We start from the raw sequence: 19396 nt of genomic DNA, 5'->3' as shown, positions 1-19396 counted from the left end.
CGGCCTGGTGGCCGAGGACCCCGCCGTACCGCCAGGGCGGCCGGGACGGCGGGGAGTTCGGTCACCAGGCGGTCAGGCCCGGCGGTCGGTCAGGGCGAGCACGGCCAGGGTCAGGCCTCGGATCTGGTCGGCCACCTCGTACAGGCCGGGGTCGATGTGCTCGCTGATCGATCCCGCGCAGCGCAGGGCCTCGGCGCGCAGGTCGCGGACGGGCGCGGGACGCGGGATGCCGTTGCGGTGGACGTGGACCACCTGGGTCCTGCTGGTCAGGGCCTCGCCGATCTCGAACTCGTCGTCGTACTCCCAGCACCCGCCGTCCTCGAAGGTGGCCGACACGCCCCACAGCCCGCGCTCCGGGTCGACGGCCAGCAGCTCGGCGGCGATCACCCCGCCGGTGCCGACGCGGGGCGACCACCTGCTGCGCGAGGGTGTCGGGCCGGTCGTCGGCCGGCACCCACGGCGGGGTGCGCGGCGCCGGGACGGGGGAGCGGGGCGTCAGCGCACCCCCGGGCCCAGACCCCGCCGGCCGCTCACGGGCCCGGGGCGCCGGCAGGCGCCAGGTCGAGCTCGGCGACGGCGCTGGCCCGGGCGGGGAAGGACACCGGATCTCCTCTGCTGGCAGGGCTCACCAGGATTCCACCCCAGGTCAGGCCCGGGAAATCGGCCGCGCGGAGTCGGCGCGCTGGCGCGTGGACGCGTCAGCGGGCCAGCGCGCCGGTGCCGGGCCAGCCACCCGGGCTAACGAGCAGCCGGCCCGGCCGGGCACGGGCGGACGCCGGCCCCGGTCCGACGCGCGGAGAACTTCACACCCCCGACCAGGCCGGGCCCGTCTTTCCAGGTAGCGGCGCGAAGCGCCTTCCTTTCAGGTCTTTGAGCTCAACCACCATCGGCGCGGCGCCCCGGGGTGGACGGCTGGGGACGGCAGACGTGGATGCCGCGCGGGGGTGTGCACGGGGCCCCACCAGCCCGGCACGGGCCTGTAGGGCAAGGCAGGTGGGCCACCACAGGCCCCGTGCGCGGCCCCGCTCCGCTTCGGCCGCCCTCGGGCGGCCTTCCTAGACCAGGTTTATCTACGTAGATAAATCTGGATAGCCGGGCGCCCTCGGCGCCGCCGCGCTGCGGTTTATCTACGTGGTTTGTTCACTCTCTCGGATAGTTCCGACCCCGGGCGAGCTCGCGCACCCAGTGGCTGACCTGGTGAAAGACCGCCATCCGGGGAAGGGGCGGCCGGGCGATTTCGCGCTGCAGCTTATCTACCTAGAAACTTCTCCTCATGGGTTTGACTGTGCTGGCCCTGGAGCCAGAAGACCGCGCCGGCTTCATCGAGGCCGCGAACCGCCACCAGGCCGTCGAGCGCCGGTGGGTGGCGAAGGCCCGCAAGGCAGCCGACGAGTTGCCGACCCGGACCGAGCGGGCGGAGGCCCGGCGGGAGGTGCGCGCTGAGCTGGACAGCCGGCGGGCGGCCGGCGAACTGCTCGGCACCCGGGACCTGGTGCTCGCCTCGGCCCTGCGCCGGGTGCTGACCGCCCGCGGCCTGGCCGGCGACTACAAGCCGGTGCCGCCGGGCACCACCTCGCGCGGCCGGCCGATCGGCGACTCGGACCGCAAGCACGGCCACGTCCGCGGGTCGGGCGGCTACCAGGCCGACATGCGGGTGGAGCTCCCGGACGCGCTGGAGGAGCAGCTGCGCCGGGCCGTCTACTGGCACACCTGGGAGGTGATCGAGCAGCTGCGGCGGTGGGCGGACAAGTGGGGCGAGTGCCCGGAGATCCGCTTCCGCCAGGCCGCGGCCAAGGGTGTGCCGGCCGCCCTGGCGATGCTGGCGGCCGCCATGGCGCCGCGGGCCGACCGGGCCGCGTTGGAGGAGCGCGAGCGGTTGCGCGCCCAGATCATCACCACCGGCGACCTGCTGCGGGCCGCCGTGAAGCTGGCGGCCGCCGAGCTCCCGGAGGAGCTCCCGCTGGACCTGCCGGGCGGCGCGCAGGCCGGCTGACGCGGAAGCCGAACGGCCCCGCCCACCTGGTGCAGTGCCAGGTGAGCGGGGCCGTTCCGGCTCTACGGGCGAGAAATACCCACCCGAGGAATGTCCGGAATGCGAATTCGATTTACTCGCGCGCCATATCCACAAAACGCGAATAGTGACCCTGGAATGCCACAGTAATGGTTGACGTCGGCCCATTTCGGTGCTTTGCCACGATCAAATCGGCCTCGCCCGCCCGGGGCGACTCCTTTTCGTAGGCGTCTTCGCGGTGCAGCAGGATCACCATATCCGCATCCTGCTCGATGCTGCCACTTTCACGAAGGTCAGAGATCAGCGGCTTCTTGTCGGTGCGCTGCTCGGGACCGCGGTTCAGCTGCGAGAGCGCGATCACCGGCACTTCGAGTTCCTTCGCCAGGAGCTTGAGGTTGCGCGACATGTCGGAGACTTCCTGCTGCCGGGTCTCGGCGCGGCGGCCGCCGTGCTGCATCAGCTGCAGGTAGTCGACCACCACCAGGTCGAGGCCGTGGCGCTGCTTCTGGCGCCGGGCCTTCGCCCGGATCTCCATCATGGACTGGTTGGGGCTGTCGTCCACGTACAGCGGGGCGGCGGTCACGTCCGGCATCCGGCGGGCTACCCGCGCCCAGTCGTCCTCGGTCATGTTGCCGGTGCGCATGTGCTGCAGGCTGACCCGGGCCTCGGCGGACAACAGCCGCATGTTGATTTCGTCCCGGCCCATTTCGAGGCTGAACAGTGTTGCGTTCAGAGCCGCCCGAATGGTCACCTCTCGCAAAATGTCCAGGGCGAGGGTGCTTTTCCCGATGGCCGGGCGGGCCGCAATCACGACCAGCTGTCCGGGCTGCAGGCCGTTGGTCAGCGCGTCCAGGTCGGTGAATCCGGTTGGAACGCCGGTCAGGCCGGTGCGATTGCTGATCGACTCCATCAGCTCAATCGTGCCTTGCATGCTCTCCGAGGCGCGGATCACCTGTTCTTCGGTGCGCACGCGGGAGAGCGAGGCGACCTCGGCCTGCGCGGCGTCCACGATCTCGGCGACCTCCCCCTCGCCGGCGTAGCCCATACCGGCAATCCGGGTGCCAGCGCCCACCAGGCCGCGCAGTACGGCCTTCTCGGCGACGATCTCGGCGTAGTAGGCCGCGTTCGCCGCAGTCGGCACCGTGTTGACCAGGGTGTGCAGGTAGGACGGTCCGCCGACCTTCTGCAGCTCGCCGCGCTTGGTGAGCTCGGCGGCGACGGTGATGGGGTCGGCCGGCTCGCCCTGGTTGTACAGGTCGATGACGGCCAGGAAGATCGTTTCGTGTGCGGGGCGGTAGAAGTCACCCGCCTTGAGCTGCACGTCGACCACCTCGCCAATGGCGTCCTTCGACAGCAGCATGCCGCCGAGGACGGACTGCTCGGCGCTCAGGTCCTGCGGGGGCACGCGCTCGAAGTCCTCGGCGTCGCCCTTGCGTCGGGCCGGGCCGGGCTGGTCGACCTCGGGCCAGTCGTACGGTTCGCCGGCGTCCGGGGTCGAGGTGGGGGAGTGCTGCGCGGGTACGCTGGTCATCAGATCATTCCTGTTCGAGAGATGGGTGTGATCGGCGGCCGCCGGGGCCTGGCAGGGTTACACCGGCGGCCTTCGTGCTGTTCAGGAAGTCTCAGGCGCCCTGGCTCTGCATCAGGGCGTCGAGCGCGGCGAGCTGTTCGGCGCGCTCCGCTGACTCGGCCTCGGCGTCCATCACGCGACGCTTGGCCAGGCCAGCGGCTCGGCCACCGCGGTCACGGGTGCGCGCGCGCCGGCTGGACGGGATCGCCCGGGCGCTGCGGACCAGCAGATCCTTGATCTCCTGCGCCAGGTCCGGCGCGTCGGTCTCCTGGTCGTCGGTGTCGACCGGAACCTCGGCCACCTCGGGCGCCGCGAAGTCCGGGCCCGAACGGCAGATCAGGCAGCTGGAGGCCTCGCGGTTGGGGTGGAACTCGCAGGGCTCAGTGGGTCCAGTCGGCGGCTGCTCGCCAGCCGGCTCGCCGGCGGAGGCCGGACCGCGGTACCGCTTGAGCTCGCCGATGCGGTACTTGAGCGTGGCCGGGTAGGAGTCGACGGGCCGGGCGCCCTTCTTCTCCTCCGTCAGAACGGCCACCAGCTCGGGCCCGAGAGCCCAACCCTGCTCAGTGCAGACGCGCACCAGCAGCGGGGCAAGCCGGCTGGCCGGGCCGATGCCGCACTCCCACGCACCCGGCAGGTTACGGAGGAACTCGCTTGCAGCAGCCAGCCGTGCCTCGCGCTCAGCCTTCGCGGGGTTCTTTCCGTTGGCGGAGCGAACCCCTCCCCCTCCCGGTACGGCGTCAGCCGAAGCAGGCGGTGCCGTTGTGGTGCGGGGGGTAGGGGGGGTTTCCCCCTCCGGGGGGGTGTGGGGGGGTGCAGCCTCACCGCGTACGGCTACCCGGTTTGCGGTCTGACCTGCAGGAATGACCTTTTCACCGCGTCCCGGGTAGCCGGATGCGGCTGCACCGCGTACGGCTACCCGGTTTGCGGTCTGACCTGCGGAAACGCCATTCGTCGCACTATCGGACGGCACCGCTTCCCGGTACCCGGTTTGCGGTGTGACCTGCGACTTTGCGCGGGCCACCGCGTCGGCCTGAGCCTGCGCGCGGGCCAGCGTCTCGGGCGAAGTGGTGGCCTGGCCGTGGTCGGGGTTGTCGGCGGGGTCTTCGTACGCGAGGTAGACCACGGGGCCCTTGCGGCCGCCGCCGTTCTTGTGCGGGAGCTGGACACGGTGGATGTAGCCGGCCGCGATGATCCGCGCGAACGAGGCGTAGACGGCCTCCCGGCCGACCAGCACGTCCTCGCGCTTCGCCGAGACGATCCCCAGGCTCTGGAGCCGTTTCCAGACGATCTGAGGGGTGATCTCCTCACCGCTGGCGATGGCGAACAGCAGGTGCGTCAGGACCAGGTGGTCGAGGGCGTGCACCAGGACGCCGCCAAAGGCCATCCCCCGGAAGATCGTGACGGCCTTCGCCGGTGCGCCCCGCAGAACGGCGCCGAACTCTTCAATGCCGAACGCGTCCCCGGTCATCGAGCCACCTCCGCCGAGGCCTCGCTGGCCGCCAGCGATTTGGGGCGCGACACGCCACCCAAACGGCTGATCACGGTCCTGCTGCATCCGGCGGCCCCGGCGCCAGTGCTGGCCGGGGTCGGGCAAGTGAACAAGCGCATGCGCCAGTGCCTCCGATGTCGCAAAACTGGCGCGTCCTATTTCGGGTGCGGTTTTCCCAGGGCTGTGCTGCCGGTACCATGTAGGCAGCGCTGGGAAGCGGGTGAGGTGTCCCCAAAGGGGCCGCACACCACAGCTCGCAGCCGAAGGTCGTCTCCCAGTGCGACGACTTTTAAGGGAACTCGAACCGTCCGCCAAGATCAGACGAGTTCCGGGTTAGGCCCCCGCTGGCAGGATGCCGCGGGGGTTTAACTCTTTCCGGCCAGGCCGGACACAGCAGTACGTGGTGGTGTGCTGCGGTCACGCAACGATCACCGGCAGCCACCATACCGGGTCGCTCGGCTATTCACCGAGACGGTCGGTTTCCAGAGCATAGACCCGGCGCGTCGTCAGCAGGCCCGCCTCGGTGAGATCCTGCAGCGCGTCGGTGACCATCCGTCGGGTGAGCCCGAGCGTGTCGGCCAGGTCTTTGATCACCGGCATCAGGTCCAGGCCATCCCCCCGAGTGGCTCGCGCGGCGAGTTCCGCGTGTACCCGTTCGGCGTTGACGGAACACTCTTCCAGCCGATCAGCGACAGGCCCCGAACGGGTGATAGCCGGTTGGGTCGTCACGTTCTGGCTCCCTGCTCTCGGTGATGGGTGGGGGTGGGCTGGCCGGGGTTCCCGACCAGCCCCTGCTGGCTACTCGGCCGGCGGCAGGTCGTAGCTGTAGGTCGAGCTGCGGCCGTTGCCGGAGATGCTGACGCCGTACTCAACCACGGTGCCATCGGTGGTGGTCAAAACCGTGGACGAGACCTTGACGGCGGCGGGCAGCTCCAGGCCGAGCGCGGCGGCGTCGTCTTCCGTGGCGAGCCGGGTGTCGATGGAGTCCTGGCCGCTCACCGCCTGGAGGCCGGCCTGCAGTTCGAGGTAGCGCCAAGACCCGGCGGTGATCCGCTCCGGGACCAGCAGGTCGGGTGCGGCCTCGGCGTGGGCGCCGTCGTACCAGCTGGTGGAAGCACTGCGCGGCTTGCCGTCGGCGCCGTACGTGACTCGAACGCGCTTGATGGCCGGCGCGCCGGGCCCGATCCCGAGGACTGTGGCCACGTTGTCCGGGGCGGCGACCAACTCGGCGGAGGTGATCTTTGCGTACTCGCCCGGGGTGTAGATCCTGCCGGTTCGGCGCACGCTGAGCGCACGGTCCCGGCCGGCCAGGTGCGGGGGCTCGTTCACGACTGTGCCGCGGTTCCGGATCGAGGTGACCAGGCCCTCGGCCTGCAGCTGGCTGTAGGCCCGCCGGACGGTCACCTCGGACCATCCTCGCTCGGCCGCCAGGTCGACCTGGCGGGGGAGGATGCTGCCGGGCGCGTACGTCCCGTCAGTGATCTGCCCTCGGAGCTGGTCAGCGAGCTGCTGCCACTTCGGGATGGAGGTCATAACGCTCCTTTCGGTGTTGGCGTCGACCCACACAATACCGCTAACGGTGTCGTTATTGACAACCCCTCAGATGTGCGTCATCGTCTTCCATGTCGCCAGTCGGAGCGGGAAGCGACCCCGCGAAGGCCTGGCGAACTACCGCACTACACCCGTGCCAAAAACGGCGCTGCGGGTCAGGGAAGCGACCCCTAACCCGCAGCTCCCGGCAGTGGCACCCCTCACTCACGATGAGGAGTTGATCTACCGGTGCGTCCCATCATTCCGGGTTCCACCCCGCGGATCGAATCCGCCCCGCTCTTCTCGGCCACCTCGGTGGCCAGCATCGACGAGGTGCAGGACCTCTCCATCGCCCTCGGCGTCGACCTGTTCCTCTTCGCGGCCGACCTGATCGGTGAGTCCGCCGAGGAGAAGGCCGCCCGCCTGGACGCCGCCCGCGACATGCTCGCCGACGACCCGGCCGGCCTCTACCTCGGCGCACAGGCCGCGAACGTCCGCGACGAGGGCGTGATCATCCCGCTGCTCGTCCACGCCTCGCTGCGCTCCACCCACACGAGGAGGGCCGCGGCGTGAAGACCGTCATCAGCCCCCGCGACCTCATCCTCGGCGTGGTCACCCGCCTGCAGATCCTCGCCCCGGTCGGCCTGATCCTGTGGCTGCTCGGCGTGCAGATCAGCCCCCTGGTCCGCCTGGTCCTGGTCCCCGCGGTGCTGGCGATCCTCGCGGTCGACACCATCGCGCACACCGCCCCGGCCGGCACCGGCTACACCTTCCGCACCCGCACCAACGGCGGCGGCTCCTGATGGCCCGCCGGCCCAGCCAGCGCGCCAGCACGCGGACGCGCCAGAGCGCCAGCGCGCTGGAGACCCTCGCCGACCTGGCCGTCCTCGCGGCCGCCGGCTGGCTGACCTACCGCAGCATCACCCACGGCGCCTCGGTCCTGCCGTCGCTCGCCGTCGGCCTCGGGCTCTACCTGCTCGGCCTGGCCGGCCTGCGCTGGCTGCTGCGGGGTGGCCGATGAGCACCGACCCCGTGGCCGCCGCCGCCGCGCTCGCCCAGCAGGTCGCCGAGCACCAGGCCCACCTGGACCGCATCGCCGACCAGACCCGCGCTCTCGCCCAGCAGTCCGCCCAGCAGCCCATCGTCCTGACCGCCCCCCAGCCCGCCGGGAGCCCCCAGTGATCGCCATCTGCAGCCGCATCCGCACCTTCGCCGTGGACTTCATCACCAGCACGAACAAGACCATGATCTTCGCCGCCGCGTTCGGCGTCGCGTGGGCCGCTGACAGCGTGGTGGGGGACCTGGCCACCATCCGGCCGACCGCCGCCGTGATCACCCTGCTGGTCTCCACCGCCGCCGACCTGTGCGCGGTTGTCTGGTGGCGGTACTACGCCCCCGAGCTCCCCGCCTACGCCACCCGCGAGGACGCGATCGAGCACCTGATCGCCGTCGGGGTCGACCCGGCGGAGCTGGAGCTGATCTTCGACGTGAAGCTGATCGACTACGCCAAGCTGGCGGCCGCCGAGGACGGGACGGGGCCGGCGCGGTGAGCGCCTGCAGCCCCGGCGGCGACACGCCGAATAGTTCGTCCGACCCGGTGACCTCCCGAGTGATCGAGCGCGCGAGGATCATGCACGCGGCCAAGAGGACCGGCGACATCGAGGTGATGCGCCGGACCGCGATCGAGCTGCACACCACCTTCCCCGACACCCCCCGAGCCGAGGAGACCCGCACGTGACGATGTCCGATTTCTACGAGCAGCGGCAGCGCCAGAAGGCACAGGACCGCGCCGACACCCGCGAGGACAAGCGGCTCGAAGCCGAGATCAAGCGGCAGGCCGACGCCGACAAGGCCGAGCGGGAGCAGCAGCGCGAGGCCGCCCGGGCCGAGCAGGAGCGGCGCGACCGGCGCGAGGCCGAGCAGCGCAAGAAGCGCGAGAAGGCCGAGCGCGCCCAGCGCCGGGCCGACCAGCTCGGCCTGGCCAAGGCCTGGCTGGCCGCCGAGGCCGACACCGCGTTCAGCGTGGCGCTGATCATCCTCGCGGTGGTCCCGGCGATCATCTCCCAAGTGGGCGCCCTGTCCGGGAAGACCGACCCCGGCAGCGCCACCTCCCTGGCGCTGATGCTGGAGCTCGGCGCCTGGTCGGCGACCGTCGGCGCCACCCGAGCGATGAAGGACGGCCGGCCGGTCACCCCGTACCGGGTGGCGATGTGGGGGTGCGCGGCCATCGCGGCCGCCATCAACGTGGCGCACAACGGCGGCGTGCACGACTGGTTCGGGTGGGTCATGGGCGCGGCCTCGCTCGCCGGGGTGGCGTTCTGGGAGCTCCGCTGCGTCGGCCGGCACGGCACCAGCCGCCGCACGAAGGCGGAGCGGAAGGAGGCCCGCAAGCGCCGGTTGCACCAGAAGGAGCGCAAGCGGTTGCACCCGGAAATCTGGCACACCGCCGCCGGCATCCTGGCCGATGCGGAGTACGGCAGCATCACCCAGGAACAGGCCTGGACGCTCGCCCGGGAGATCCACCGGGGCACCAACGAGGCCGGCCTGACGCCCGCTCTGGTCGCGCTACGTGAGGCCTCCCGCAAGCAGATGGAGAAGGCCCGCGGCACCGTCGCGGCCGCCGCGGAAGCCGACCCGCTGTTCCCCGACACCGTTCCCGACGAGCTGCTGCGGGAGTTCCGCGGAACGTTCGGCACGGTGTACCGCAGCCCGCTCGGCAGCGACGCCGACGGCGACGAAGGCCCCTCGGACGGCCCGCTCAACACCGCCCCGAAGGCCCCTTCCGGCGGCCCTTCCGACACGGCGGGAGCCCTAGGGGGGAAAGAGAAGCAGGCCACCCGCGGCGGCCGCCGGGAACGCCTTCCCAAGCCGCTCGACCCGGAGCACCTGGAACAGGTGCGGTACGAGGCGATGAAGCTCGGAACGCAGAAGAAGACCATCTCCAACCGCATCGTGCGGAAGCTCATCGGCGGCGGTGAGAACGAGTACATCGCCCGCCTGACCCGGACCGTGAAGGGCGAGCGCGGAGAGCAGTGACCGCTCCCGCCAGCTCCACCAGGAATCACCGAACGTAACGACCGCTCGAAGCGGGGCGGGTCACCCGGCGAAGGCCTTCGGGGCCACGGGAAGGCAACCCCGCGAACCGCCAGAAGGAACCGTCAGCACCAGAAGGAGACGATCACCGATGAGCCCCACCAGCGCCCGACAGAGCGTCCAGGCCGTGACCGAGGAGCAGGTCCGCACGTGGCTGGAGCAGGCGGACGGCCACTACCAGCGGGCCGCCGAGCTCAACGCCGACCCCGCGTCCACCCGCCGCGCCGAGCTGGAGCTGGAACTGGCCCGGTACGCCAAGGAGCGCTCCGAGGACCTGGCCGACCCGGCCGGCCGCCTCGCGGCGGACCACACCACCGCGTCGTTCATCTGATCTCGCTCAGACAAACTCCCAGCTAGCCAGCGCGCCAGCCCGCAGACGCACTACCGCGCAGACGGGCAAGCGGCCCAGCGCGCCAGAACGCCAGCGCGCCAGCGCGCTGAGTACGACCCCGGGCCGGTGACACCGACACCGGCCCGGACCTCGGAACTTCCCCGCAGCGCTACAAGAAAGGCAGTGCCATGACCGATCTGATCGGGCGCCCCGAAGACGGGGTGTACGTCGCGGACGTGATCGACCTCGGCAAGCGGATGGGCCGCGCGGCCCGTGCGGCCGGGCTCGACACCTTCGGCGCCCTGCCGGAGCCTCCCGCCGACACGGTGCCCGCTGGCTACGGTCCGGTGGTCGGTCAGGTGGTGGTCGACGGCCAGGTGGTCGGCACGGTCGACCTGGCCGGCCAGGTGGTCGACCCCGAGGCCGACTGGGACGAGGACGAGGACCAGGGCGAGGCCGGTCCGGTGTCCTGGTGGGAGCGCGAGCACTGGCAGGTGATCCCGCCGGCCTTCGCCGGCCCCGAGCAGGCCAAGGCCACGATGCGCCAGGCCGCCGCGCTGGCCGCCAACCGCGCCCGCTTCCACGGCCTGCGGGTGCCGGTCTACGGCTGGCGGGTTCTGCGGGTGGCCGCCTTCGGCGCCCGGCACGCGGTCGGCGAGATGTGGCACTACGCGCTGGCCAGCGAGTACGCCGAGGAGATCCGCGCGGCCAAGCGGTCCCGGGACCGCGAGGCCATCGCCCAGGCCCGGGCCGAGCGCCGCGCGGTGATCCGCGAGCGGCTGACCAGTGGCCGCGCGATGGTCTGCTACGGCGCCGCGGCCGGCCTGCTCTGGCTCGCTGCCACGTACGGCCTGGTGGCCGCCGGCAGCCTGCTGACCACCGCGGCGTTCTTCCTCGGCGGCCGGGCGTACAGGTTGATGCACGAGGGGGACGAGCCGCTGCAGCTGCTCGACACCTACGCGCCGCAGGGTCCGCGGACCGACCTCGGCGCGGACCGGATCACCGAGGCGCTGGTCGCGGCCAAGTTCCTGGCCGAGGGCCAGTCGGTCAAGATGGTGGCGCTCCCGCTGGCCGATGGCCCGCACACCGCCCGGGCCACGTTCGACATGCCCGGCGGGAAGACCGCGGCCGCCCTGGTCAAGCCCGAGCCGGTCGAGGCCGTCGCCTCGGCCCTCGGCGTCGAGTCTTCCTGGCTGGACCTGGAGCAGGACGGCCCCGCGAACCGGGTGTCCATCTGGCTGACCACCCGCGACCCGTTCGGCGAGCCCCGCCGCTCCCCGCTGCTCGACATGGACCTGACCGCCGGTCTGGACGCCTTCGACGGCGGCGTGCCGCTCGCCTTCGACAAGCGCGGCCGCACGATCCGGCCCCGGGTGCGGGACTCGCACAGCGCCATCGGCGGCGCGACCCGCTCGGGCAAGGGCATGGGCATTGCCAACCTGGTGCTGGGCTCGGCGTTCGACGTGCGGATCAACTTCCGCAACGTCGACGGCAAGCCGCCGGAGCACTGGGCGTACGCGCCGATCTGCTCGACCATGTTCGAGCTGGACCCCGAGCGGCTGCTGCTGCTGCTTGAGGCCGAGATCGCCGAGATGAACCGCCGCAAGGGCCTGCTGCGCGAGGCCGGCCGCAAGCGCCTGACCACCGACCTGCTGCACCTGATGCCGGTGGAGCTGGTCACCGTTGACGAGCTGATCACCTACCTCGGCAAGCACGTGCCCGAGAAACTGCGCCAGGCCATTGAGGCCGCGCTGGTCGTACTCGCGGCTCAGGGCGCGTCGTACGGCATCCTGCTGGACCTGGCGACGCAGTACCCGAGCACCGACGTGCTGCCCGAGCTGATCCGCGCGAACTGCAGTTCCCGCTGGGCCATGCGCACCGCGAACTACACCGGCACGAACGCCATCCTCGGCGCCGGCTCGTCCGGTGCCGGCTACAAGGCCGAGCTGATCAGCAAGAAGCTGCGCGGCCTCGGCTGGCTGGCGATGGACGGGATCGACACCGTGCTCGCCCGTTCCTTCGTGATCTACGACGGGGAGGACGACACCCCCGACGACGTGTCCGTGCTCATGGCCAAGGCGGTTGACCTGCGCCAGCGGTACAACCGCCTGCCCGGCCAGTTCGAGGACCCCATCGAGCGGTACCTGATCAAGAAGACGGGCGTCTCCTCCGCCGGTGGCGGCCCCAAGGGCGACGGAACCCCCGGCATCATCTCGGCGGCCGCCGGGGTCCTCACCGACCTGGTAGCGGTGTTCGAGAAGGCCGGGCAGCCCGACCGGCTGACCACGGCCCAGGTCCTGGACGGCCTGGCCGCCTTGCGCCCGGGGGTCTGGTCACTGCCGGCGCTCTTCCCCGACGGACCGGTCGACCAGGCCGTGTATGTCCAGCGCGGCGGCACCGAGCTGAGCAAGGCCATCGCCGAGGCCCTGCAGGGCACCGGCCGCGCGCTCAAGTCCACGGGATGGACCTCGGGCGGGCGCGCGAACGGCTACAAGCGCGACGAGGTGCGTGCCGCCGCCGGACTCCCCGCCCTGACCGCTTCGCCCTGAAATATCCGCCCGTACGGGGCCCGTACGGACTGCAAAACCGCAGGTCAGGCGCCGGTACGGGGCCCGTACGGCCCCCAGGTCAGCCGGTACTCCGTACCGGGCCAGCCCCGCCCGTACCGACCCCGTACCGGGGTCTGACCTGCGCAAACGCGCCCCGTACCGGGCCCGTACGGGCCCACAAACCACCACATACCGCCCATGCTCCGAGAGGCAACGATCATGACCAGCCCGGCCCCCATCGAGCCGTACGACCGGCCGGTGTACGTGCCCCAGCAGATCCAGACCCCGATCCCGGCGGCGCCGGCCGCCTTCCCGGCGGTGATCCTCCCGGCCGCGGTGCAGCCGGCCGGCCAGCCGGTCGAGCAGGTGGTGACCGTCCGCCTGGCCAACGGCGAGGTGGTGCCCGCCTACCTGCAGACCCCCGCCCCGGCGCCCTTCCTCGCGCACCAGCAGCAGCCGGTCGTCATCGAGCGCGGCTCGGCCTGGCCGGCCCCCTCCCGCCGCGCGGTGGACGCCGTCCTGTGGGCCGGAGCCTTCACCCTCGGGTCGTGGGGGCTGAGCATCTTCGTGGCGGCCGTGGCCGCGCTGCTGCACGACATCGTGGTGCTCGCCGCGGTGGGGGCGGCCGTCTATGTCGCCGCCCCCTCAGCCCGGAACTTGATCACCCGCCGGGGCAGCGGAGTCTCGGGCAGCACCACGGTGATGCCGGGCGCCACGGTGAACAACACCACGGTGGTGAACATCGGCAGTGCCGAGGGCCGCAAGAGCCGGGCCCGGGTGAAGGCGAAGAACATCACCATCCGCGCCGGCCGCTGAAAGGGAGTGAGTTGACATGGGGTTTTTCAGTCCATCCGCGGTGAAGTTCCAGGGGCTGCTCAAGGCGGGCAATCAGCCGATCGCCTGCCCGACGTGCGGAACCACCGGAGGCCACACCCTGATTCGCCCCCGCCACCGTGGCGGGGCGCCCAGGGTCATGTGCGCCAGCAAGCAGCGCCACACCTTCACCCACCCCGCGATCACCGCCGAGGTGTGGGACAAGGTGGCCAAGGCGAAGTCCGGCGAAGTCCGACTCTCCGCCGGCGGCCAGGCCCTGACCGGGACCGTGGTCGACGGCCGCGATCCGAAGGCGAAGCAGGCCAAGGGCGGGGCCGGCAAGGGCACCGCGCCCACCGCGTTCAAGTCCGGCCCGGCCCCGGCGGCCGCCCCCGCGCGCCGGCCCGCCGGCAGCGGCGGGGTGGTGGCCGCGTTCGGCGCGGTCACCGCCGCGTTCAACGCGGTCAGCAGCGTGGCCAACGCCGCCAGCGCGGGTGCCGGCGCCGTGTCCTCGGTGGCCGGCACTGCCGGCCAGGGGCTCGGCATCGTGCGCGAAGGCGTCGCCGTCGCCCGCGACGGCGTCAAAGGCCGGATCGAGCGTGGCCGCGACGAGCGCCGGCACACCGAGGCCAACGCCGCGCGCGCCCACCAGGCCGCCACCAAGGCCGCCGACCACCAGGCCGCCGCGGCGACCCGCGCCGACCAGCTGGCCGCCGCTCAGGCCGCGCGGGAGGACCGGTTCCGCCGCGAGCAGGCCGTGCGCGACGACCGCGCCGCCCGTGCGCAGTCCGGCCGGAACTACCGGCTCACCCAGGAGGCACTCAAGACCCAGCGGGCCGCCCACCGGGCGGCCAGCACCGGCAGGCCGAAGAGGGTGAAGGCCAAGACGGACGCGCCGGCGGTCGACCTGTCCGACTACTCCTGACCGAGCAACCCAGCGCGCCAGCCTGCAGACACGCCAGCAGGCTGGCGCGCTGACGTCTGTGGACATCCCTGGTCGCAGGCGCCTCCCGTTTCGCCCGACGCCCGCCGTCGTTGAGTTGGGCGAGGGGAGGAGGCCTCAGCGAATGATCCGTCGAAGGCCTGCCGGCCCGGCCATCTCGCCGCCGTCCGGCATGGAGCCCGGCGCGCCGGAGGAGGCACTGCCGCCCGCGTCGCGCCCGCTCCGGGCCGCGCTGCAGCAGGGGCGGATCGCCCTCGCCGAGCAGCTCGCCCAGGAGCTCCAGCACGAGCTGGCGGCCGCGCACGGCGCCGAGCACCCCGAGGTGCTGCAGGTGGTCGAGGCCCGCGCGTACCTGGCCCACCTGGCAGGGCGCCAGGGCGAGGCCGCCCGGCTCTACCAGGACGCGGCCGCCGGGTGGGCCCGCACCGGCTCGCCGCGGTGCTGGCCGGCCACGTTGTGCGCGCAGGCCTGCGAGCAGCTGGCCGCCGAGCCGGTGCGGCCGCCAGTGGCAGGCCGGGCCGACCTGGTGCTGCAGCGCGGCCGCGTCGCCGCCCGGGCCGCCGCTCAGGCCGCTGGCCCCGCGGTGCACCGCGGCACCCTGGTGCTGCTGCTGGCCGCCACCTCGGTGGTCTTCGCCGCGGTCGGCCTGGCCGCCGAGCCCGGCAGCGAGCAGACCGCCGGCCCGGCGCTGGAGCTCACCACGTCGGTGGTCGGCCAGGCCCTGCAGCACGGCCAGCCGAGCTCGGCGCCGACGCCCGCCCCGCCGCCGGTTCCGGTCGCCTCACTGACCGCCGAACCGCCGAGCGAGCAGCCCGACGACCAGGACCCGGCCGACGCCGGCGCGGCCGAGGCGCCCCCGGCCGGTCGGCCCTCGCACCGTCCCCGGCCGGCCCGGCCGATGTCTCCAGCCGGGCCGTCGGCGCCCTCCCGGTCGCAACCGCAGCCGGCGGAGCCGCCCCAGCTGGCCGATCCGTGCGCCGCGGCCCGCGAGTACGGGCACCTGCCGGACAGCGTCATCGCCATGTGCCACCAGGCGTACGGGCGCTGAGCATGGCGAGCGCCGGCGCGAACGTGTCTGCGGCCGGTCGGCTCGTGCGGGGCCGTGGCCGGCCCCGCTCGAGCAGCCCGGCCCGTTGGTGGCCGAGGCCGTGCCCGGCGGCCCGCCTAGCGCTGTCAGCATTCCGCTGACAAGGGTGGAATGCTGGCGCGCCTGCAGTTCAACGTGCTGGCCTTTCAACGTGCTGGCACGTCTGCGTGTCCAGCCGCTGGCCCGCTCACCTGCTGGCGCGCTGTCCTTTTCGTACGGCGAAGGGCCCGTGCACCGCGAACCGGTGCACGAGCCCCAGGTGAGCGCCCCGTCCGATGCGAACGTCAGACGGACTCGGGTTCGAGATGGCGCAGCATGATGGCGTACAGCGGGCTGTCTTCGAACGGGCGCTCTTCGCCCACCTTGCGGTAGCCCCACGACTCGTAGAGCGCCTGCACTTTGGGGTGCTCGGTGTCCACGGACAGCACGGCCAGCGCCTCGGGCCGGTCGGCCAGCAGCGTCTCGTGCAGCTGCTCGGCAACACCCTGCTTACGCCAACGGGGGCGGACCATCAGCTCGGAGACACCGAACGTGGCGGTGCGCGCGGGCGCCGGCGTCACGAACTGACGCCACCACTCCCGCCCTTCGGTCAGCGGGGCGCCGTAGGCGTACCCGACCGGCTCTGTGCCGTCGTAGCCGACCACGCAACTGAAACCGGCCTTTGTGCTCCAATGGTCCACGAACCACGCGAAGCGCTGCACGAACGGGTCGTCGCGGCGGTCGGCGTAGGCGTCGGCGTGCACGTCGAGCAGCAACTGGCGGAAGCCGTCGGGCAGGCTGCCGTACTGGTAGTGGCGAAGCTCTATCGTCACGAGCTGGTGGTCCTCTCGGTGCGGATGCGTTCGCTCCACTGCTGGGCGGCAGCGGAGCCAGGAGCGATGCTGATCAAACCGCGGTGAAAGTCACCCTGCATGGAACGCAGGCGCCCAGGCAACGGGGCACCGGCCATCAATTCCCGGGCCTCGGCCGCCGTCGCGCACGCCTGCTCGATCTCGTCCTGGTGCAGCTGCGCGAGCGCCAGCCGGGTGGTCACCATCGCCCGGTTGCGCCGGAACTGCTCCGGGAGCCGGGACAGGGACCGATGGCAGGAGCCTTCGGCGTGCTCCGGCTTGCCCAGGTGGTCGAAGACGATCGAGGCCAGGCCGTCCAGCTCGGCCTGGCCGTAGAACGCGAGCCACGACGGCCGAGGCAGCGCCAGGTCGGCGCGGCCCAGCGCGTCACCGGCGTGCCCGAGCGAGCGCAGCGCCGCTTGCCGATCGCCCACACCCGCGTAGCCGACGGCGACCCGGGCATGGGCGAGCGAGGCATACAGCGGGTCGCGGCGGGTGACGCCGCAGGCCTGCGCGGCCTGAGCAGCGGCCACGGCCAGCGGATAGCGCTGCTGCTGGTAGGCCATCAATGCCGTGGAGTTCCACACCCGCAGCTGCAGGCTGGTGTCCTTCGCCAGGCCGGCCAGCGTCAGCGCGCGGTCCAGGTGGCGCTGGGCACGGTCGAACTCGCGCCCGTCCACGCACGACCATGCCGCCGTGGTCGTGTAGTCGGCCGCCACCGCAGCCAGGGCGCGGCGCACCCGGTCGCTGGCCGGACGCTGCTGCAGGTCCTCGGCCATCTTGGCGCCGGCGAGCGCGGCCTGTTCCAGTTCCGCGTGTCCGCCGAGCTGGTCGTCCAGGGCGTTGAGGTTGTCGAGCCGGGCGCGCAGCCGCTCGACATCCGACATGCCGACCTGCGAGCGTCCGGTCAGGCCCGGCACGACGACGGCCGCCACGGCGGCAGTGGAGATGAACGTACGGCGTTTCACGGGCTGCTCCGGGTGGTGCTGAGGGCGCGCGGCGCCCCGCGGGGTGAAACCGAGTCGCTCGGGCGGACAGCCGAATACTGCCTCGATACAGACCCGCTGCAGAGTGTTCGGCCACCGAGTGCGGCCGCTGGTCCAGTCGGTGACGGTTCGCTCGCAGATGCGCCCGTAGCGGCCTGTCAGCTTCTCTGCCTCGCGGTTGACCGCGTCGGCCAACCCCGCGTTCGTAAGGCCCAGTTCGCGCATCGCGGCCCGGAGTTCTTCGTTCGCTGCCACTAGCTCAACGTAGCGCCGCGCCTACGGAGAGCGCAGGGAGAATGGCAATGTGATGGTCAAAACTTCCTGGCGCGTGCGTGCGGGAACCGGCCTCTTTGTCCTTACAGCCCCGCCTGATTGGCCGTTGACTGGTTGTCGGCTGCACGAGCGGCCGACCCCCGGCGGGCCTGCCGCCTGCGCGCGCATTGCATCCCCTGGCGCGCGGCGGCAGGCCCGTATCCGTCTCTCCGTTCGGAGGTAGGCCGATGCCCCCCGCGCGCCGCAGCCCGACCCCGTCCGCCAGCCGTCGCCCCCGCAGCGCGCCGCCGATGTGCGAGGGCGGACGAAGCCGGAGGGAGGCCTGGCTGGCCCAGCCGACGCACCAGTGGATGACGCCCGGCGCACTCGCCGTTGCCCCGTACACGACGGCCCCAGGGTGGCCGGCGGTCGAGGTGCTCGGCGAGATCCAGCAGGTCGGCACGCACCCCTGGCGCGAGGACGAGATTCCCCGCGTGGTGTTCCTGCGGCCCCCGGGCGGCGGCATCGAGTGGACGGCCCGGGTGGACGAGGTCAGGCAGCCACCGGCCGCGCTGGCCGCGGCCGCCGACGGGAAGTGACCGCCGTGGACACCGCCCCCGCCCACGCCGCGCCGCACCAGCTCGCCCAGCGGCTGCTCGCCCAGCCCTGGCCCGAGTGGCTGGACGACCGCCCGGCCGTGGTCGTCCCGCAGCCGGCCGACCGGCCGGCCCGCCCGATGCTCGCCGTCGACGGCTGGTCCATCCACCGCCCCGACCCCTCGGCCGACCCGGCGCCCGGGTGGGAGGCGGTGCTGGACGAGCACCTGCTGACCGTCACCCGCCCCGGCGGCGAGACCTGGTTCACCGGGCAGCTCCCGCTCACCCGCGAGTGGCGCCGCAGCGTCCGCAACCGCGGCGAGATCACGCTGATCAGCGGCCCGTTCGGCAATCTCGGCGGCTTCACCGCCGCGGCGACCAGCGGCCAGCTGCAGCTGGTGACCGTTGCCGCCCGCTTCGCTGGCGGCACCTGGTGATGCCCGCACCAGCCCGCGCACCGCTTCGTTGACCACCACGGCCGCCCCGCCGCGGTCCCGCACCCACCCCCGAGCTCTGGGAGCACCGTTGAGCACCACGACCACCACCGTCGGCGCCATCGCCGAGGCCTGCCGCGCACTCGACATCCCCACGGCCGAGCAGGCCACCCTCACCGACCTGCAGACCCAGCTCCAGGCCAAGCACCCCCACCTCGGCGACCGGGCGCGCCGACTGGTCGACCACGCCGGCATGATGCTGGGCACCGTGCTGTGGGTCGGCGTCGACGGGGAGACCGGCCGCGAGGGCCTGGCCGACGTGCTGGACCTGGTCCGCCGCGCCGGCGCCCTGGTGCCCGGTGGCGCCGGCTATTTCGCCCGCGCCACCGGCGGGTTCGGGTGCGCGCTGTGCGGCCGGACCGCGCCCGAGTCGGTCACGGCCGACGACATCGCCGACTGGTACGACGGGCATGCCGATATGTGTGACCCGCGTCTGCCCGCCCGGCGGTAGACGCCGCCAGCCCCAGCCGAGGCCCCCGCTGCCGCAGTGGCGGGGGCCTCGGCGTGCCTGCACGTCAGCACGTCAGCGCGCCAGCTCAGACTTGTGGGTGGTGCTCGGGGTGGGTGGTGGGGTTCGCCGTTCGGGGTGGGGGTGGGTGGGTTGTTGAGAGTGTGGTGGGTGGTGGTGGCTGGTGGGGGTGGGGCGGCGGTGGGGTGGGGGGCTGCCGGCTGGTGGTGCCGTGGGTGGGTGGGTGCGGGTAGTGGGGGTGCCGTGGGTGGGCGGGCTGGGGGTGGTGTCCTTCCGTCATCGGCCTGCGGCCGATCCGGCAGTGGGCTCGCCTGGTCGTGTGAACGCGCTGTGCGGCTCCGGTTGGTTGGGTG

General features: G+C 72.5%; 23 protein-coding genes. 16 read left to right on the top strand and 7 right to left on the bottom strand.

The genetic code is table 11. The features are described 5' to 3' along the window. Nucleotides 1-72: 72 nt before the first annotated feature. A complete protein-coding gene (locus ACGF07_RS31875; RefSeq protein WP_392904453.1) occupies nt 73-387 on the bottom strand; it encodes a hypothetical protein in 315 nt (104 codons plus the stop codon). Between the two features lie 886 nt (nt 388-1273). Between ACGF07_RS31875 and ACGF07_RS31870 the strand changes: the two genes are divergently transcribed. Beyond that, nucleotides 1274-1993: a hypothetical protein gene (locus ACGF07_RS31870; protein WP_392904450.1), complete on the top strand. Its 720-nt coding sequence runs from the start codon at nt 1274-1276 to the stop codon at nt 1991-1993. Nucleotides 1994-2105: 112 nt separating this feature from the next. On the opposite strand, the gene dnaB is transcribed toward ACGF07_RS31870, so the two are convergent. From dnaB to ACGF07_RS31850, 4 genes are all read right to left on the bottom strand, one after another. After that, a complete protein-coding gene (gene dnaB / locus ACGF07_RS31865) occupies nt 2106-3542 on the bottom strand; it encodes a replicative DNA helicase (RefSeq protein WP_392904448.1) in 1437 nt (478 codons plus the stop codon). A gap of 91 nt (nt 3543-3633) precedes the next feature. Further along, complete coding sequence (locus ACGF07_RS31860) at nt 3634-5049, bottom strand: hypothetical protein (protein ID WP_392904446.1); 1416 nt, start codon at nt 5047-5049, stop codon at nt 3634-3636. 480 nt (nt 5050-5529) lie between these two features. Beyond that, nucleotides 5530-5799, bottom strand: a complete 270-nt coding sequence (locus tag ACGF07_RS31855; RefSeq protein ID WP_392904443.1) for a helix-turn-helix domain-containing protein — start codon at nt 5797-5799, stop codon at nt 5530-5532. A gap of 69 nt (nt 5800-5868) precedes the next feature. Beyond that, nucleotides 5869-6603, bottom strand: a complete 735-nt coding sequence (locus tag ACGF07_RS31850) for a GntR family transcriptional regulator (protein ID WP_392904441.1) — start codon at nt 6601-6603, stop codon at nt 5869-5871. Between the two features lie 246 nt (nt 6604-6849). Here ACGF07_RS31850 and ACGF07_RS31845 point away from each other — a divergent pair, with 246 nt between their 5' ends. The 12 genes from ACGF07_RS31845 (at nt 6850) to ACGF07_RS31790 (ending at nt 15377) form a co-directional block, all read left to right on the top strand. Continuing rightward, on the top strand, nt 6850-7173 hold the full coding sequence (locus ACGF07_RS31845) for a hypothetical protein (protein ID WP_392904439.1): 324 nt from the start codon (nt 6850-6852) through the stop codon (nt 7171-7173). Next, nucleotides 7170-7403 carry a hypothetical protein gene (locus ACGF07_RS31840; RefSeq protein WP_392904436.1) on the top strand — a complete coding sequence of 78 codons (234 nt, stop codon included), beginning with the start codon at nt 7170-7172 and terminating at the stop codon, nt 7401-7403. The genes ACGF07_RS31845 and ACGF07_RS31840 overlap by 4 nt, the downstream gene beginning before the upstream one ends. Further along, a complete protein-coding gene (locus ACGF07_RS31835; protein ID WP_392904435.1) occupies nt 7403-7621 on the top strand; it encodes a hypothetical protein in 219 nt (72 codons plus the stop codon). Before ACGF07_RS31840 ends, ACGF07_RS31835 begins: the two co-directional genes overlap by 1 nt. Then, a complete protein-coding gene (locus tag ACGF07_RS31830; protein WP_392904433.1) occupies nt 7618-7782 on the top strand; it encodes a hypothetical protein in 165 nt (54 codons plus the stop codon). Before ACGF07_RS31835 ends, ACGF07_RS31830 begins: the two co-directional genes overlap by 4 nt. Further along, complete coding sequence (locus tag ACGF07_RS31825) at nt 7779-8150, top strand: hypothetical protein (RefSeq protein WP_392904430.1); 372 nt, start codon at nt 7779-7781, stop codon at nt 8148-8150. Before ACGF07_RS31830 ends, ACGF07_RS31825 begins: the two co-directional genes overlap by 4 nt. 47 nt (nt 8151-8197) lie before the next feature. Beyond that, the gene (locus ACGF07_RS31820) at nt 8198-8338 is read left to right on the top strand and encodes a hypothetical protein (protein WP_392904428.1); all 141 of its coding nucleotides are present in this window, start codon (nt 8198-8200) and stop codon (nt 8336-8338) included. Continuing rightward, nucleotides 8335-9636: a hypothetical protein gene (locus ACGF07_RS31815; RefSeq protein WP_392904426.1), complete on the top strand. Its 1302-nt coding sequence runs from the start codon at nt 8335-8337 to the stop codon at nt 9634-9636. The genes ACGF07_RS31820 and ACGF07_RS31815 overlap by 4 nt, the downstream gene beginning before the upstream one ends. 148 nt (nt 9637-9784) lie before the next feature. Beyond that, the gene (locus ACGF07_RS31810) at nt 9785-10024 is read left to right on the top strand and encodes a hypothetical protein (protein ID WP_392904423.1); all 240 of its coding nucleotides are present in this window, start codon (nt 9785-9787) and stop codon (nt 10022-10024) included. Nucleotides 10025-10212: 188 nt separating this feature from the next. Beyond that, nucleotides 10213-12573 carry an FtsK/SpoIIIE domain-containing protein gene (locus tag ACGF07_RS31805; RefSeq protein ID WP_392904420.1) on the top strand — a complete coding sequence of 787 codons (2361 nt, stop codon included), beginning with the start codon at nt 10213-10215 and terminating at the stop codon, nt 12571-12573. 198 nt (nt 12574-12771) lie between these two features. Continuing rightward, the gene (locus ACGF07_RS31800) at nt 12772-13389 is read left to right on the top strand and encodes a hypothetical protein (protein ID WP_392904419.1); all 618 of its coding nucleotides are present in this window, start codon (nt 12772-12774) and stop codon (nt 13387-13389) included. Nucleotides 13390-13546: 157 nt separating this feature from the next. Then, on the top strand, nt 13547-14311 hold the full coding sequence (locus tag ACGF07_RS31795) for a hypothetical protein (RefSeq protein ID WP_392904416.1): 765 nt from the start codon (nt 13547-13549) through the stop codon (nt 14309-14311). A 142-nt stretch (nt 14312-14453) separates the two neighbouring features. Then, complete coding sequence (locus tag ACGF07_RS31790; protein ID WP_392904414.1) at nt 14454-15377, top strand: tetratricopeptide repeat protein; 924 nt, start codon at nt 14454-14456, stop codon at nt 15375-15377. A gap of 323 nt (nt 15378-15700) precedes the next feature. Here the strand turns inward: ACGF07_RS31790 and ACGF07_RS31785 are convergent, their stop codons facing one another. Together ACGF07_RS31785 and ACGF07_RS31780 are read right to left on the bottom strand one after the other, a co-directional pair. Then, nucleotides 15701-16228: a GNAT family N-acetyltransferase gene (locus ACGF07_RS31785; protein ID WP_392904412.1), complete on the bottom strand. Its 528-nt coding sequence runs from the start codon at nt 16226-16228 to the stop codon at nt 15701-15703. Continuing rightward, entirely contained in the window at nt 16225-17487 is a 1263-nt protein-coding gene (locus ACGF07_RS31780; RefSeq protein ID WP_392904410.1) for an XRE family transcriptional regulator, read from the bottom strand. The genes ACGF07_RS31785 and ACGF07_RS31780 overlap by 4 nt, the downstream gene beginning before the upstream one ends. Before the next feature lie 245 nt (nt 17488-17732). Here ACGF07_RS31780 and ACGF07_RS31775 point away from each other — a divergent pair, with 245 nt between their 5' ends. From ACGF07_RS31775 to ACGF07_RS31765, 3 genes are all read left to right on the top strand, one after another. Then, entirely contained in the window at nt 17733-18083 is a 351-nt protein-coding gene (locus tag ACGF07_RS31775; protein ID WP_392904408.1) for a hypothetical protein, read from the top strand. A 5-nt stretch (nt 18084-18088) separates the two neighbouring features. Beyond that, nucleotides 18089-18517 carry a hypothetical protein gene (locus ACGF07_RS31770; protein ID WP_392904406.1) on the top strand — a complete coding sequence of 143 codons (429 nt, stop codon included), beginning with the start codon at nt 18089-18091 and terminating at the stop codon, nt 18515-18517. Between the two features lie 88 nt (nt 18518-18605). Continuing rightward, on the top strand, nt 18606-19025 hold the full coding sequence (locus tag ACGF07_RS31765; RefSeq protein WP_392904405.1) for a hypothetical protein: 420 nt from the start codon (nt 18606-18608) through the stop codon (nt 19023-19025). The last annotated feature ends 371 nt before the right edge of the window (nt 19026-19396 follow it).

This window comes from Kitasatospora sp. NPDC048194 (genome assembly GCF_043202455.1).
Classification (GTDB): Bacteria; Actinomycetota; Actinomycetes; order Streptomycetales; family Streptomycetaceae; genus Kitasatospora.
Note: the sequence above shows the minus strand (reverse complement) of the source record. Positions and strands in the feature narration are given on the sequence as shown.

Coding starts and splice junctions, on each gene's coding strand:
- ACGF07_RS31870 (WP_392904450.1), top strand. CDS start 1,274: ATGGGTTTGACTGTGCTGGCCCTGGAGCCAGAAGACCGCGCCGGCTTC.
- dnaB (WP_392904448.1), bottom strand. CDS start 3,542: ATGACCAGCGTACCCGCGCAGCACTCCCCCACCTCGACCCCGGACGCC.
- ACGF07_RS31860 (WP_392904446.1), bottom strand. CDS start 5,049: ATGACCGGGGACGCGTTCGGCATTGAAGAGTTCGGCGCCGTTCTGCGG.
- ACGF07_RS31850 (WP_392904441.1), bottom strand. CDS start 6,603: ATGACCTCCATCCCGAAGTGGCAGCAGCTCGCTGACCAGCTCCGAGGG.
- ACGF07_RS31835 (WP_392904435.1), top strand. CDS start 7,403: ATGGCCCGCCGGCCCAGCCAGCGCGCCAGCACGCGGACGCGCCAGAGC.
- ACGF07_RS31830 (WP_392904433.1), top strand. CDS start 7,618: ATGAGCACCGACCCCGTGGCCGCCGCCGCCGCGCTCGCCCAGCAGGTC.
- ACGF07_RS31810 (WP_392904423.1), top strand. CDS start 9,785: ATGAGCCCCACCAGCGCCCGACAGAGCGTCCAGGCCGTGACCGAGGAG.
- ACGF07_RS31805 (WP_392904420.1), top strand. CDS start 10,213: ATGACCGATCTGATCGGGCGCCCCGAAGACGGGGTGTACGTCGCGGAC.
- ACGF07_RS31800 (WP_392904419.1), top strand. CDS start 12,772: ATGCTCCGAGAGGCAACGATCATGACCAGCCCGGCCCCCATCGAGCCG.
- ACGF07_RS31795 (WP_392904416.1), top strand. CDS start 13,547: ATGTGCGCCAGCAAGCAGCGCCACACCTTCACCCACCCCGCGATCACC.
- ACGF07_RS31790 (WP_392904414.1), top strand. CDS start 14,454: ATGATCCGTCGAAGGCCTGCCGGCCCGGCCATCTCGCCGCCGTCCGGC.
- ACGF07_RS31775 (WP_392904408.1), top strand. CDS start 17,733: ATGCCCCCCGCGCGCCGCAGCCCGACCCCGTCCGCCAGCCGTCGCCCC.